Origin of the sequence: Dactylosporangium sp. NPDC051485 (assembly GCF_040682015.1) — a bacterium.
GTDB lineage: Bacteria > Actinomycetota > Actinomycetes > Mycobacteriales > Micromonosporaceae > Dactylosporangium.
Genome location: NZ_JBFAZW010000062.1, coordinates 37,457 through 52,754 on the forward strand (window position 1 = coordinate 37,457; position 15,298 = coordinate 52,754).

At 71.6% G+C, this 15,298-nt stretch carries 9 protein-coding genes; 2 read left to right on the forward strand and 7 right to left on the reverse strand.

The window, feature by feature from the left end; translation table 11 throughout:
* Positions 1-7: 7 nt before the first annotated feature.
* Entirely contained in the window at positions 8-925 is a 918-nt protein-coding gene (locus AB0M46_RS30610) for a hypothetical protein (RefSeq protein ID WP_363341581.1), read from the reverse strand.
* Between the two features lie 367 nt (positions 926-1,292).
* Between AB0M46_RS30610 and AB0M46_RS30615 the strand changes: the two genes are divergently transcribed.
* Positions 1,293-2,381 carry an EamA family transporter gene (locus AB0M46_RS30615; protein WP_363341583.1) on the forward strand — a complete coding sequence of 363 codons (1,089 nt, stop codon included), beginning with the start codon at positions 1,293-1,295 and terminating at the stop codon, positions 2,379-2,381.
* A gap of 223 nt (positions 2,382-2,604) precedes the next feature.
* Here the strand turns inward: AB0M46_RS30615 and AB0M46_RS30620 are convergent, their stop codons facing one another.
* The 5 genes from AB0M46_RS30620 to AB0M46_RS30640 form a co-directional block, all read right to left on the reverse strand.
* Complete coding sequence (locus tag AB0M46_RS30620; RefSeq protein WP_363341585.1) at positions 2,605-8,352, reverse strand: ThuA domain-containing protein; 5,748 nt, start codon at positions 8,350-8,352, stop codon at positions 2,605-2,607.
* 167 nt (positions 8,353-8,519) lie between these two features.
* Complete coding sequence (locus AB0M46_RS30625; protein ID WP_363341587.1) at positions 8,520-10,010, reverse strand: O-antigen ligase family protein; 1,491 nt, start codon at positions 10,008-10,010, stop codon at positions 8,520-8,522.
* On the reverse strand, positions 10,007-10,960 hold the full coding sequence (locus tag AB0M46_RS30630) for a glycosyltransferase family 2 protein (protein WP_363341589.1): 954 nt from the start codon (positions 10,958-10,960) through the stop codon (positions 10,007-10,009). Before AB0M46_RS30630 ends, AB0M46_RS30625 begins: the two co-directional genes overlap by 4 nt.
* Before the next feature lie 48 nt (positions 10,961-11,008).
* Complete coding sequence (locus AB0M46_RS30635; protein ID WP_363341591.1) at positions 11,009-13,033, reverse strand: hypothetical protein; 2,025 nt, start codon at positions 13,031-13,033, stop codon at positions 11,009-11,011.
* A gap of 249 nt (positions 13,034-13,282) precedes the next feature.
* The gene (locus AB0M46_RS30640; RefSeq protein ID WP_363341623.1) at positions 13,283-14,008 is read right to left on the reverse strand and encodes a SigB/SigF/SigG family RNA polymerase sigma factor; all 726 of its coding nucleotides are present in this window, start codon (positions 14,006-14,008) and stop codon (positions 13,283-13,285) included.
* A 631-nt stretch (positions 14,009-14,639) separates the two neighbouring features.
* On the opposite strand from AB0M46_RS30640, the gene AB0M46_RS30645 reads away from it, so the two are divergent.
* A complete protein-coding gene (locus AB0M46_RS30645) occupies positions 14,640-14,843 on the forward strand; it encodes a cold-shock protein (RefSeq protein WP_190251213.1) in 204 nt (67 codons plus the stop codon).
* A gap of 162 nt (positions 14,844-15,005) precedes the next feature.
* Here AB0M46_RS30645 and AB0M46_RS30650 read toward each other — a convergent pair whose 3' ends face one another.
* Positions 15,006-15,284: a hypothetical protein gene (locus AB0M46_RS30650; RefSeq protein ID WP_363341593.1), complete on the reverse strand. Its 279-nt coding sequence runs from the start codon at positions 15,282-15,284 to the stop codon at positions 15,006-15,008.
* Between the last annotated feature and the right edge of the window lie 14 nt (positions 15,285-15,298).

Below are 15,298 nucleotides of genomic sequence, written 5' to 3' on the forward strand. Positions count from 1 at the left end.
CGAACCGTCAGGCGGCGGCCTCCGTGGCGACGGCCTTCGCGTCGGGCTCCGAGCGGGAGTTGCGGCTGCGCTGGCGGGGGACGCGCCGGCCAGACGTGATGCCCGCGGCCGCGATGCCGGCCTCCCGCACCGCGTCCAGGGTGTCGCGCAGCTCCGCGGCCTCTTCGGCCACCTCGGCGGCCTCCTGGGCCAGGGCGGCCGCGGCCACCACGGCCACGTCCGCGGCCGTCACGGCGGCGCGTTCGGCGGCTGCGGCCGCCTCGTAGAGGCGGCGGGCCCGGCTCTCGGCGCTGCGGCGCAGCTCGACCTCGCGGGCCGCGAGCTCCTGCAGCGGGTCGGCCCCGGCCACGCCCTTGAAGACCTGCTCCAGGGCGTCGACGGTGATGTCGCCGCGCTTGAAGGCGTCCAGCGCGGCGCGCGAGACCTCACGCTTGGCGTCTTCCTCCTCGTCCGGGGCGGCGGCCTCGGGCGCCGCGGGGCCGGCGGCGACCAGGGCCTCCTGGTAGGCCTTCTGGGCCACGTCGAAGGTCGTCCAGGCGACCTCGCGGGCCTGCTGGGCGGCGACGGTGCGGGCCTGGGCCTCGGCGACCGTGATCTGGGCGCGCTTGGCGGCGACGGCCGTGGCGGCGGCCTGGCGGGTGAGCTCGCCGGCCTCGATGCGCAGCCGGGCGCGCTCGGCCGGGCTCAGGCTGGCCTCGATCTCCTTGGCGGCGGCGCGGCGGTCGGCGCGGTTCAGGCGATGCAGGCTCCACCGGGAGAGGAACCCGGCGAGCAGCACGAACAGGACGATGAAGGCCATCAGGCCGAACCACAGGACGATGGCGCCGGTGACCGGGTCGAGCCCGAAAATGCCACGGCCCCCATTGAGGGTCCAGGGCAGGTTACCTGCGGATTGTGCCAACGTGGCGGGGGCGTGATGGGCCACGGCGCGACCTCCGGCTGTGCGTGTCGCTACAGAGTAGTCGGCTCCCACCGAGCGAGTCATCCCATCGAATCGTGACAATGAGGCGAACTGACGTACACGAATAGTCACGACGGCGCAAGTATGCGCCGGTCAGTGGCGTGTCGCGCGGTGTGTCGCGGTCGCGCTGCGTGTTGACGATCAAAAGAATGTCGCCGAGTTGTCACCTGATCGGTAACGTGCGCGGCATGTGTCTGCGTGTCGTCTGCCCGCCGCCCACTCGGTAGCGGGCAGGCGGAGCTCCCCGGCAACCCGGTGACGTGCACCCGGGTCGGTGGCCGCTGCCCTCAGTCAGCGACCACCGAACATCCGGAAACCGGGAGACACATCCATGGCAGACTCGCGTGCCCTGCCCATCGGGCGGGGACTGTTCTACATCGCCTTAGCCGCCGTGTCGTGGGGCCTCGGCGGCTTCGCGGCCGCGCTGCTCTACCGGCACAGCGACCTCGGCCCGATCGCCGTCACCTTCTGGCGGTACATCGGCGGCCTCGCCCTGCTGGCCCTGCTCAGACGGCCGAAGAGGCACAACCCGAAGAAGCTCGATCCGAAGCGGCTCGTCGCCAACGGGCTCGGGATGGCGCTCTACCAGAGCGCGTACTACGTCGCGATCGACCTGGCGGGCATCGGCGTCGCCACCGTCGTCACGCTCGGCTCGGGCCCGGTGCTCATCGCGATCGGCGCCCGCGTGTTCCTCGGCGAGCGCCGCAACCTGGCCTCGATCGGCATCGCGCTGGCCGGGCTGGTCCTGCTCGTGGCCCAGGACCCGCACGCCGGCCGGCACCCGCTGGCCGGCATCGGGGTGGCGCTGCTGTCCGCGGCCGGGTACGCCGCGGTCACCCTGCTCAACCGGGCGTCCACCGACGACCCGTACGACTCGGCGCTCGGCGGGTTCGCCATCGGGGCGATCGCGCTGCTGCCGCCGGCCGCGATCGAGGGGCTCACCACGCGACCGACGGCGGCGACGCTCGGGCTGCTGGCGTTCCTCGGCGCGGTGCCGACCGCCCTGGCCTACGCGCTGTTCTTCCGTGGGCTGACCGTGGTGAGGGCGACCACCGCGTCGGTGGTCGCCCTCGTCGAGCCGCTGGCCGCGGTGGCCCTCGGCACGATGGTCCTCCATGAGCCGCTCACCCCGGCCTCGGCGGCGGGCGGCCTGCTCCTGCTGGCGTCGGTCGTGGCGCTGACCCTTCAGGAGCGCCGTAGCCGCACGATCGCGACTCCGGTGCATACCAGCGCCCCGCCCAGCAGCGCCCAGATCCACCAGCGCGGCGAGGCATCCGGCGCCGCGGCCGGAGCAGCGGCCGCAGACGTGGCGGGCGGCGTCTGCGCCGCACGCGCCACGACCACCGCCGAGGCGCTGTCCGGGCCGGAGGACACCACGACCGTCCACCGGCCCGGCGACAGCACCGGACCCGAGGTGTAGAAGCCCCGCCCCTCCGAGGAGGGGTTGAGCTGCACGGGGCCGACCGTCCGGCCGCCCTCCGCCGTAGCGGTGAGGACGAGCCGGACGTCGGACTCGGCGGGCCGACCGTCCACGCCGGACGCGCGGACGGTCACCCCCGTCGCCCCGTCCCCCGCGACCTCCAGGTGGAGGCCGGCGGGGGAAGGAGCGAGCAGCACGAGCGAGAACATGAGGTACAGCAGCGTCACAGCCGGCTCGGATCCGATGCGAGGCGACCGGAGTCCTTGAGGGACTTGCCGGAGTTGGCCTTGACGCCGGCCTGGTTGGGCGGCGTGCCGCCGAGCCGGATCGTCATCGCGTCCGAGTCGCGGATCAGCGTGTCCCGGACCTCGGCCTCGGGCACCAGGGACGCCGTCAGCAGCGCACGGAACGCCGCGAGCTCCTTGAGCGCCTTGGTGTCGTTCCGGTCGGCCTCGGCCTTGCGGACCTTGGCCAGCGAGTTCGAGAGCTGGTTGTACGCCTTGTTCGTGACCCGCCCCGTGGCCTTGAACCGGTCGAGCAGGCCCTGCATGTCGCGGAACGAGGTCGAGACGAAGAACGTGACCGTGGTGGTGGTCGCGTTCCCGGCGTTGTCGGTGCCCACCACGGTCAGCTTGTGCATCCCGAGGTTCAGCTCGTACATCGCCTGCAGCGTGCCGGTCTGGTAGGCCTTGCCGTCGAGCGAGCCGGCGACGGACTTGATCCCCGACGTCGTGTCGATGGCCTGCCAGGTGACCCGGACGTCCTGGCTGTCGCCGTAGAGCTGCCCGTCGGCCAGGCCGGCCACGATGACGGTCGGCGCGGACGAGTCGATCTTCAGGATGGCCGACTTCAGCGTCTCCACGTTGCCGGCCGCGTCGGTCGACTTGTAGAGCAGCTCGTGCTGGCCCTCGCCGGTGACGTTCACCGGCGCCGTGTACGGCGTCCACGCCCCGCCGTCCAGGGACCACTCGACCTTGGTCACCCCGGAGCCGGCGTCGGTCGCGGCGAGCGTGACCGGCGTGGCCCCGTTGTGCCAGCCGGCGTCGCTGGCCGGCGCGAACGCGGCGGTGGTGACCGGCGCGGTGGCGTCGATCTTCACCTCCTGCGTCTGCACCGCCGAGACGTTGCCGGCCTGATCGGTGGCGCGGTAGCGGACCTGGTGGGTGCCGTCGCCGCCGACCTGGATCGGGTCGGCGTAGGCGGCCCAGGTGGTGGCCGAGTCGAGCTGGTACTCGATCCGGCCGTCCGAGGCGCGCAGCGTGACGGTGACCGGGCCGGCGTACCAGCCGTTCACCGCCGTGCCATCCACAGTGGACGTCACCGTCGGCGGCGTCGTGTCAGCGCCGGAGACGTGGAAGTAGTCGAACGAGGCCGGCTTCGACGCGGTCTGGCCCGCGCCGAGGGTGAACAGACCGACCTTGGCACCGCTCAGGGAAGAGGAAAGGGTGCCCAGCGTCGTCCAGGCGGTGCCGTCAGCCGAGTACGAGGCCGTGTAGGCGGAGCCCACCTTGGAAAGCCGCAGGTACCACACGCCCGAGGTCAGGTTCCCGATGTTCGGCTGCGGGTTCTGCACCACGCCGCCGATCTCGCTGCGGAACTCGATCCGCCGGGCGACCGGCTGGCCGGCCTGATTGTCGGTGACGGTGTCGAGCTTCACGTAGTTGTCGTCATCGACGTAGACGATCAGCCCGCCCTGCTGGTACTGCTCGTTGAACTGCGACCCGTCGACCTTCGTCTCGAGCGTGAAGTCCCCGGCCGGGGCCTTCTGCAGGATGAAGTTCGCCGGCCCGGTGTTGCCGGTGCCGTAGATGTCGCCGTTGGGCACGTCGATCTGCAGGCTGCCGTTGAGGATGCGGTACCGGGTCGAGTCCTCCCGCACGATGGCGTTCCACCGGCAGTGGTCCAGCGTGGGCCCGGTGAACTCGTCGTTGGGGTCCACGCTGGCCGGCGGGTCGTCCGGGCTGATCTGGAACCAGTCGAACGCCGCGTCGACCACCGGCGCGGTGGTGCCGCCGTTGAGCGCGTAGAGCCCGATCCGCGGCTGGGCGATGCCGGCCAGCGCCGCGGACCGCCCGACCGGGACGAACGTGGTGCCGTCGGCGGAGTACGCCGCCGTCACGTTCGTGCCGTCGGAGGTCAGCCGGACGTAGTACGAGTCACCCGGCTGCGCGGCGATGCCGTCGGCCGCCTCGTTGCGCGGCACTCCGGCGCTCTCCCGGATGAACTCGATCTTCCGGCCGCTGTTGTGCAGCAGGTCCACCTTGGCGTAGTTGTCGTCGTCGCCGTAGAGGATCAGGCCGGCCTGCTGGTAGTTCGCCGTCGTCGGCAGGTTCACCTTGGTGGTGGCCTGCCAGGCGCCGGACGGGGCGGGCTGCAGCACGAGGTTGCTCGCGCCGTTGGTGCCGCCGTAGAGGTCGCCGGAGGCGGTGGGCAGGTGCAGCGCGCCGCCGCTCACGGACAGCGCCTGGGTCTCCCGCACGACCGTCCACCTCGTACGGTCCAATGTGGAGCCGAGGAAGTCGTCCGAGCGCGCCCCGAAGCACGCCGTGTTCGGCGCCTCGACCCGCACCTGGACGCTCGCCGTGCCCTTGGCCCCGCGGGCGTCGGTCACCGTCAGCGTCGCCGTGAACACGCCCGGCGCGGTGTAGGTGTGCGCCGCGTTCGCCGTCGCCGCCGAGCCGCCGTCACCGAAGTCCCAGGCGTACGCGAGCGGGTTGTCGTTCTCGGCGTCGGTCGCGGTGCCGGTGAAGGACACGTTGAACGGCGCGGTGCCGCTCGCCGGGCTGGCCGCCGCCGTGACGACCGGCGGCGCATTGTCGGTCACGCCGCGACCCAGGAAGTCGACCCAGTTGATGTTGTACCCCGCCCCGGTGCCGGTCGCGATGAAGTACAACGGCCCCGAGGTCGTGCTGGGCGTGATCGGGACGGACAGGTTGACGTACGTCTGCCATCCGCCGGTGCCGGGCACCGCCACCGAGCCGACCACCGGCCCGTCGAGGGCACCGGCGCGGATCTGGATGGTGCCGCCGCTGGCGTTGTTGCTCGCGGCCCGGATCCGCAGGCTGTCGATCCCGGTCAGGTTGACCGGCGCGAAGGAGAACCAGTCGCCCTCCTCGACGAAGCCGATGTTCTGGAAGCCGCCCAGCGGGTCACCGGTGGTCTCCCGCTTCACGCCCGGGTCGCCGCCGGAGTTGACGCCGGGCACCCGGCCGGTGGCCGCGAAGTACTCCGCCTGCATGCGCTTGGGCTGCAGCTGCACGAGCGAGCGCCCGGTGAGCGGCGCGGCGCCACCGGCCCCGCCCTTGTCCACATAGGACGCCTCGATGACCCCGAACACGTTGGCCTCGGCGCCGTGCCCACTGGCCAGCGCGGTCTGCACGCTGCCGGAGCAGCCGGTGTACTGCTGCAGCGGGTGGGCGTGCTCGTCGTGGCCGAGGAGGTACTGCACCTGCACCTTCGAGCAGTCGATCTGGCCGTCCTCGGGGTCGCTCACCTCGACGGTGAACTTCACCTGGTCGCCCCAGTCGAAGAAGCCGCCGTCCGGCGGGATCGTCAGCTTCACCGTCGGCGCCGTGTTGCCCACGGTCACCGGCACGTTCGCGGTGCCGGTGCGCCCGCCCTCGTCGGTGACGGTCAGCTGGGCGGTGAAGTTGCCGTTGGTGGTGTAGGTGTGCGACGGGTTGGCCTCGGTCGAGGTGCCGCCGTCGCCGAACGTCCAGGCGTAGGTGATCGCCTGCCCGTCCGGGTCCCGCGAGCCGGCGCTGGAGAACTGCACCGTCAGCGGGGACTGGCCGCTGGTCGGCTGGGCGGCCGCCTGCGCGATCGGGGCGCGGTTGCCGGCCACGTAGTCGATGCGGTAGACGCCGGAGTCGTCGTTGTTACCGCCGAAGCCGGTGCCCCACTCGAGGAGGTACAGGGCGCCGTCCGGGCCGAACTCCATGTCCATCGGGCGGATGAACGCCATGCCGGGCAGCAGCTGGTTGATGTCCACAAGGGACTTACCGTCGGCCGAGACCTGCATGGTGTACAGCTTGCTCTGGTTCCACTCGCCGAAGATCGCCTTGCCGTCGTAGTACGCCGGCCACTTGTTCTCCGCGGTGTTGTTCGCGTCGTAGCGGTACACGGGCCCGCCCATCGGCGCCCCGCCGCCCCCGATCTCGGGGAAGCGCGGGTTGCCGCCGTAGTTGTAGTCGACGGTCGCCGCGATGGCCGGGGGCAGGTTGGTCAGGCCGGTGTTGTTGGGCGAGTCGTTGACCGGCGCCGCGCAGTTGAACGCGGGGCCGGACGGGCCGGACGGGAAGGTGAAGTCCCGGTACGCCGCGTTGGCGCCGATGCAGTACGGCCAGCCGTAGTTGCCCGGCTGGGCGACGATGTTCCACTCCACCGTGTTGCCGGGCCCGCGGTTCGGGTCGGCCTGGGCCGCGTCCGGGCCGTAGTCGCCGAGGTACAGCGTGTCGGTCAGCGGGTCGACGCCGATGCGGAACGGGTTGCGGAAGCCCATGGCGTAGATCTCGGGCCGGGTCTTCGCGGTGCCCGCAGGGAACAGGTTGCCGGCCGGGATCGTGTACGTCCCGTCGCTCTGCGGCGTGATCCGCAGGACCTTGCCCCGCAGGTCGTTGGTGTTGGCGGCGGTGCGCTGCGCGTCGTAGTCCTCGCGGCCGGGCCGCTCGTCCAGGGGCGAGTAGCCGCTGGACTCGAACGGGTTGCTGTTGTCACCGGTGGCCAGGAACAGGTTGCCGTGGCTGTCGAACGTCATCGTGCCGCCCTCGTGGCAGCACGTGTTGCGCTGGGTGGTGACCGTGAGCAGTTGCTTCTCGCTGGCCGGGTCGATGGAGTCGCCCGTCACGGTGAACCGGCCCAGTACGTTGCGGGGCGGGCCGGAGGCCGGGCTGTAGTACAGGTACACCCAATGGTTCTGCGCGAAGTGCGGGTCCAGCGTGATGCCGAGCAGCCCGTCCTCGTTGCCGGTGAACACCGGGATGGTGACCGCGGTGACCGTCCTGTGCGTGTCCGGCTTGACGATCTGCACGCGCCCGTCGCGCTCGATGTAGAACACCCGGCCGTCCGGGGCGACGCCGAGCTCCATCGGGTTGTTGGTGTTGCTGTCGAGCGTGACCTTCTCGAAGCTGCTGGTCTGCGAGGCGCTGCAGTCGGCCTTGACGACGCCGGCCGCGCTCTGGATGCCGCCGAGGAGGTGGCCCAGGAACTGCGGGTCGGAGTACGACTCCTGGGTGTGGCCGAGGCCGCTGTACCAGGAGCGGCCGCCGTCGTAGTCGCGGCACCAGGCGATGGGGTGGTCGGCACCCATCGCGCCCGACCCCGGCTGGTAGGTGGTCTCGTCCAGGCTGGCCAGGACGTGCGCCTTGCCGCGGGGGTTGGTGCGGAAGTTGTACAGCTCGTCGAAGCGCGACCACTTGGCCGGGAGGTCCTTGGTCGAGGGGTGCGCGGGGTCCTCGACCTTGACGGTGACCTGCTGCTGGGCCGGGTGGCTGGTGAACCAGGCGCCCATCAGCTCGCCGTACCAGGGCCAGTCGTACTCGGTGTCGGACGCGGCGTGCACGCCGGCGTAGCCCCCACCGTGCTCGATGTATCGCTGGAAGGCGGCCTGCTGGTCGGGGTCGAGCACGTCGCCGGTGGTGGAGAGCCAGACGACGGCCTCGTACTTGGCCAGGTTCGCGTCGGTGAAGGCGGCCGCGTCTTCGGTGGTGTCGACGGTGAAGCCGTTGGCCGCGCCGAGCGCCTGGATGGCGGCGATGCCGGCCGGGATGGAGTCGTGGCGGAAGCCCGCGGTCTTGGAGAACACGAGCACGTCGAACGGCGCCGTGGCGGCGGCCCGGGGCACTTGCTGTTGTACGGGTGGGATGGTCTCCGCGGAGGCCGGCGTCGGCAGGGTCACGATCAACCCGGCGACGAGCGGCAGCACCGCGGCAATGATGGGCGCGCGCCGGGCACGCCTTTGAACGTTGAACACGAAAGCTCCTCATGCGAAGGGCTTCGCGCAACGGTCGCCGATACCGCTGAGCAGGGGGTGTGAGGGCGGTGAGGGGCGCCCCGCCGAGGGCGCCGTTGGTTCGTTCTGGTACCTAACAAACTAACGGCGCAGAGGCCCCCGGGCAATCAACCGGAATGTCCGTAAAATCAGGAAACCGCAGGCTGAACGCCCGCATTTTGGCCCGCATCGAGGCCAAGATTGCTCGACTCGACCGCCGGCTTCACTCCTGGACGCAGCAGCGTCCAGGACTCGCCCGCGGCCAGCAGGAGCCAGATCGCCCCATTTGTCCCGCCGATCAGCCAGTCCTCGGTCGCGATGGTGGGCACGGCCGCGACGGCCGCGATCGTGAACCACGCCGGGGGCAGCGACCCGTCCGGCCGGCGGCGCACCGCGTGCCACAGCAGCAGCCCGAGCCCGAGCAGGAAGGCGCCCGCGCCGAAGACCCCGCCCCGCCGGAACGCCCCGACGGCCGCGTTGTCGGTGTTGAGATCCCGCCGCGGCCCCCCGATCGGGTTGCCGTCGTCCAGCCGCCACACCACGGCCCGCGAGGTGCGCGCGTCGCCGAAGGCCTTCTCGGCCAGGCCGGCGTGCTTCCAGTCCACCCAGACCTGCCGCCAGGTATCGGTCCGCCCGCTGGTCACGTCGTTCTGGTCGTCGGCGAACCGGTCGCGCAGCAGGAACTGGTACCCGCCGCCGAGCGTCACGACGATGGCCAGCACCACGAACGGGGTGGCCACCGACAGCCAGGCCGAGCGGGACGGCAGCCGGTCCAGGTCGTCGTTTCGCCGCCAGAGCACCAGCGCGAGGTGGACGAGCGCGCCGGCCGCGGCGAAGACGAACCCGGTGCGCGAGTCGGAGATCGACAGCACCAGCGCGGCCAGCGCGCCCACACCGAGGCGCTGCCACCACGCCATCGCCCTGTCGAAGCCGATCCGGATGCCGGCCACGGCCATGAGCCCGGCCAGCGAGTTCGGGTGGTAGAACAGCCCCGGGCCGCCCCAGAAGCGGTTGGTCATCACCTTCGCCGACGCGTTGTCGGGGATGGCGTGCGGCAAGTCGAACAGGCTGCCCGCGCCGACCAGCAGCAGCGCCGCGATGCCGAGCAGGATCGCCGCCGCCATGCCGACGGAGAGGTCCTTGCCGCGGCGCTTGTGGTTCAGCGCGATGACGGCCAGCACGGCGAGGGTGAACACGCCGGCGTAGGCGACCCGCTGGCCGGCCACCTTCCAGTGGGCGACGAGCACCGCGCCGGCGACGCCGAAGATCCAGTACGCGAGGCCGAGCCACGCCGCGCCGAGCCGAGGCAGCGACCGGGTCGCGCGCAGCCAGGGCCACACCCACACCGCGAACACGACCACCTCGACGGCCAGGACCGCCCAGATGATCCCCGGGCGCTTGGTCGCGGTCCAGGTCAGCATGCCGGCGAGCACGAAGAGCCCGCCGAGGGCCAGGCCCTGCAGCGTGATGCCGGGCAGGCTCAGCGCCAGCCCGACCACGGCCATGGCGATCAGGCCGGCCGCGAAGGCCTCCGCGGACTGCCCGAGCGAGTCCGTCCGGGTGTACTCCAGGACGCCCGCCAGCAGCGCGATCACGATCGCCGCGACGGCACCCGCCGCGCGGCCCTTGGTCAGGGTCATCCGACGTCCGCCCGCGTCCGGCGCCCACGGCTGAGGAAGAAGTCGCGGACCACCCGGCGGGGGCCGGCCGGCACCAGCCAGACCTGCAGGAAGGTCACGTAGTCGGTGAAGCTCGGCTTGCCGTGCCGCCGCGCCTCGCGCAGCAGGTCGAAGAAGACCCGCGGGCTGCGGCTGGCCGCGGCCATCGAACCGACCACGCTCATCGCCAGCGCCGCGTAGGCCCGCGGGGTGACCCGGGGCCGGGTCTCCTGCAGCCACTCGAGCGACTGCTTCCACGGCGCGTCGAAGCTGATCCGGGGGCGGTTCTCGTCGGCATACCAGATGACGAGCGGCTCCTCGGCGTAGATCAGGTCCACGCCTTCCTCCTGCAGGCTGCGCAGCGTCCAGTCGAGCTCCTGCAGGCGGCGCAGGCCGTCCGCGAACGGCACCTTCCGCAGCAGAGCGGTGGGCGCCATGATCGTCGAGGTCTGGATGAACCCGTCGCCGTGGAACAGCCCGTGGCGCACGGCGAGATACTCGCTGATCGGCTCGCCCGGCGCCGGGATGCGGCGCGGCATGATCAGCTCGGCCCGCGGGGTGCGCATGTAGAGCCGGCTACCCACGATCGGCAGCGATACGCCGGAGGATTGGGCCCGCGCCAGCTGGGTGGCGAGCTTCTCCGGCAGCCACTCGTCGTCGTCGTCGAGGAACGCCACCCAGTCGGCCCGCGCGTGATCTACGCCACGGTTGCGCGCGTTGGGCGCGCCGCCGGAGGCGGGCAGCTCGACCGGCCGGACCCGCTCGTCGCCCAGCCCCCGCAGCGCCTCGACAGTGGCCGGGTCCGGGCCGTCGATCACGACCACGACCTCGATGTCCGGCAGGGTCTGGGCCAGCGCGCTGCGCACTGCGCGCACCACCAGCTCGGGACGGTTGCGGGTGGGAATTACGACGCTGACCTCGGGTCTTTGCACGATGACCAATCCGTCTCGGTTGCGGTGCTGCGCCACCACACAGAGTCCTTATGGGTTCGCTGGCGTAGCGTACACGACCTGCACTTTCGTCGGATATTTCGCAGCCAGCGCGCGGGCCGCCGCCACATTCGTGGGCGCGGCCGGATCGCCGAACGCCGCGGGAAGCGGCTGACCAGGCTTGACGTTCGGGCGGCTGGGGTTCGTCCCATCGACGACCAGCAGACTCGCCTCCGGGTCGTGCACGAAGAACCGCACCGGCACCGGGCTCTCCCGGACCAGCCGGTCGAGATCATCCATGGTGCTCGCCCTGCCGGCCTCACCCGGGTACAGCAGGCCGGACCAGGCCGGGAAGTACCGGTAGTTGTGCTGCAGCGCGGCGGCGCCGAGCGTGGCCGACCAGTTGCGCCACGGGCTGCCCATCAGGTCGACGCTGACCGCCCCGCCGCCCGGGAACATCCGGGTCATCAACAGCGCGTCGCGGGCCGCCTCCGGGGAGCCACGGTCCTTGCCCAGCGCCAGCTTGACGCCGGGCGCGACCGGTGCGGCGTGCCACTCGCCGCCGGCGACGGCCAGCGCGGCGACGATCGGCAGCGCGACCGCCACCCGCAGGGCCACGCCGAGGCCGGGGGCGAAGCGGACCAGCCCGCCGAGCGCGCACAGGCTGACCACGATCAGCAGGTGCAGGAGCTTGTCGAAGTAGTACACCGGGTGGCCGAGGGTCGCCGTCTGGTACAGCCCCAGGCCGCTCGCCACCCCGGCCGCCACGGCCAGCGCGAAGAGCGCCGCCCGGTGGCTCGGGGCGCGCAGCCCCCGGCGCACGAGCACCGCGACCACGGCCAGGGCCAGCAGGCCCACGGTCGCCGGCCGGTCGACGACCCGGGCCGTGCCGTTGAGTAGCAGCTGCGAGCCGCTGGAGGCGGTCGCGGCGGTCAGCGGGCCGATCGCCGCGACCAGCGCGACCAGCGCAGCGCTCAGCCAGCCCCACCAGAAGCGCCACAGCCGGGCGCGGCGGATCCACCACAGCGCGGCCAGCCCGCCGAAGGGCAGGAAGAGCGGGTAGGCGAAGGACAGGCCCACCAGCAGCAGCGCGACGGTCGCCGTCTGCTCGCCGAGGCGGGTCAGGGGGCGCACCACGATCGCGGTGAGCACGGCCGCGCAGGCCAGGCCGGCCAGCTCGTTCGGGTAGCCGCGGGACAGCACCGTGACCGGGTCGCCGAGCACCAGCCAGGCGGCGGCGAGCAGCAGCACCGGCAGCAGCCGGGCGGGCGAGGTGCCCGGGCCGGCCAGGCGGCGCACGGCCCACAGCACGGCCAGCGCGAGCAGCAGGAAGGTGCCGATCAGCAGCCACATCATGACGTCGACGGCGGCGACGGCCGAGGTGTCGCCGGTGCTCGAGGAGACGAACCGGCCCAGCACGGCGTAGGCGAAGTGCACGCCCTGCGGGTAGTTCGCGATCCCGTTGAGCTCCTCGTCCGGCACGTAGGGCCGCAGCGCCGAGGGGCGCATGAACAGGTATCCGCCGGTCCGGCCGATCGCGTCGTACAGCAGGTAGTGCCGCGCGATGTCCTCGCCGGCCAGCGGAAGCCCGAGCCGCCCGCCGAGGTCCCGCGCGACGTACGGCACCAGCGCGGCGAGTGCGACCCCCGCCGCGGCGACCGCGAGCAGGATGTCGGCCGGGCGCCGGATCTTGCGAAGGTGCCGGACGTCCCGCCGCATCCGCCCGGTCGCCGCCGCGATGATCACGAGCGCACTCAGGGCCACGCCGGCGACCAGCGTCGGGTGGAGGTGCCCCGGCCACAGCGTCGCGCCGAGCCCGAAGACGCAGGCGGCCCCGAACAGCTGGGCGCAGGCCACGACGAACCGGTCGACGAGACCCGTGGCGCCGCGCTGGATCGCCATGGTCCCGGCGAGCACGAGCAGCGGCAGCAGCGCGTCGAGCCGCAGCGGATGGGCGGCCAGCGGCACCAGCCAGGCCAGCGCGAGGGCGACCAGGACGCGCGCGGCCTCGGCGCCGCGCCGCCGGTCGGCCGGGGTTTCGACCGAGTCACCGGTACTGGGATGCGTCACCGTCACCACAGGCACACTCCGTATCGGCGTTCGGTTGGTCCGCCGGGAGGTCGACGATATCGCGTTCAGGTGACGCCTTCGGGCGGGGGGACCGGAAATGCCCCGTTTCAGCGGTATTTCCGGGCATCAATCGGGCCGCCCCGGCGGACGGCCCGATTGCGATGTCGATTCGGCCTTGTGTCGATCCGGCCGTGCGCCGGTCCGGACTTGTGTCGATCCGGCCTTGCGCCGGTTCGGACTTGTGTCGGTTCGGCCTTATTCGGCGATGGCGCTGAGCTCGGTGCGCAGCGTGCGCAGGGCCGCGGCCAGCAGCCGGGACACGTGCATCTGGGAGATGCCCAGCTCCGCGGCGATCTGCGACTGGGTCAGGTTGCCGTGGAAGCGCATCGCGATGATCTTCTGCTCCCGCTCCGGCAGCTTCGCCAGCAACGGCCGCAACGCCTCACGGTTCTCGACGTTACGCATGTCCGGGTCCTCGGCACCGAGCAGATCACCCAGACCCGCAGCCCCCGCGTCCGCGCCATCGCCGGCCGGGGCGTCCAGCGACAGCGCCCGATACGCCTGCCCGCAGTCCAGGCCCTCGATGACCTCCTCCTCACCCACCCCGAGCCGGGCAGCGAGATCGGCGACCGTCGGGGACCGGCCCAGGTCCTGGGCAAGATCCCCGGAGACCTTACTGATCTCCAGCCGCAACTCCTGCAGCCGGCGAGGCACCCGCACATCCCAGCCCTTGTCCCGGAAATGCCGCTTGAGCTCACCGACAATCATCGGGATCGCGTAACTGGTGAACGCCGCCCCCCGCAACGGGTCGAACCCATCAACCGACTTGATCAGACCGAGGTTGGCCACCTGGACCAGATCGTCGAACAGCTCACCCCGGTTACGGAAGCGGCGGGCGAGGTACTCCGCGAGCGGGATGTACAGCTCGATCAGCCGGGCGCGGACCCGTTCACGGTCGGCGCCGGCCGGGAGGTCGGCCATGAGCGAGAGCAGCGCCCGAGCCTGGGCGTCGGTGGCCCGGGTGGTCGAGCCGCCGGAGGAATCGCCGCCGCCATGGCCGCCCGGGGTCTGGGCGGCGGACTCGGCGAGAGCGCGATCGATGGCACGGTCGACGGAGACGGTCATGGGTTTGACCCTTCTGGTGCGGGTGACCGGCGGCGACCTGGGCGCAGACTGCTGCTGCGCCGGAAGAGAGGAAGGAAGGCATGCGCCGCACGCCGGTCGAGCGTCGCTCTCGGCACCCGTTTCTTGAGTGCCGGTGCAAGACCTACGGGCTCACCCGGGCCGGCCCGCCGCTGCTGGACGGGGCCCCACGCCCAAACAAGCCGTTCGGACGAGGCGAGCTGAGCCGACTGTACTAGAGGTTGACCGTCAGCGCGAGACAACAGGCGTTGAAGGTGGTCGCTATATCACCGACCGTTGAGTAGGGCAATACGCTGAGTGTCCGCAAGGCTCGGTTGTGCATTTCAGTTTGGTCGTCGATTGGGTCCGCATGGCGATACCGGGGCTGCGTTTTCGCAGCGCGGGAGCTACCGTCTCCACTGTGGCGTGTGCCTGTTTCAACATTGATCCGTGAGGTGCGGATCGGGGCGACGTCGCTAAGGAGTTACACGTGGCATCAGGCACGGTGAAGTGGTTCAACTCGGAGAAGGGCTACGGCTTCATCTCGCAGGACAACGGTGGTCCCGATGTGTTCGCGCACTACTCGGCGATCCAGGCCACCGGCTACCGCGAGCTGACCGAGGGCCAGAAGGTCGAGTTCGAGATCACGCAGGGCCAGAAGGGGCCGCAGGCCGACAACATCCGCGCGGTCTGACACACCCCCTTAGTCGTAGGCCGAGACCCGCTTCACGGCCGAAGGAGTAGCAAGCCCCCGTCCGAGCATCTCGGCGGGGGCTTTGCGGTATCTGCGGGGCGTCTAGCTGTCTACGGGGCCGCCCGCTTGTCTACGGGACTCCGCCCGCGGCGGGTGGGCCGATCAGGCGAGCGCCACGTTGGGCTCGGCGAACACCTCGGGGGTGCACGAGTTGGCGTACGCATCCTTGATCATGCGCAGCGCCCAGCCCATCCGGGTGGTAGCGCACTCGGGGTGGTCACCGAACTCGGTGGCGACGCAGGCGACACAGCCCTGCACGCCGATGCCGCGCAGGGTGCTCGTCACGGCGTCACGCACGTCGGCGGCCAGCGGGCCCTGGGACATCTGCAGCGTGGAGGCGAAGAGCGCTTCGGCGCGAACCGCTTGGAACGTTGACTCCATCGTCAGACCTCCTG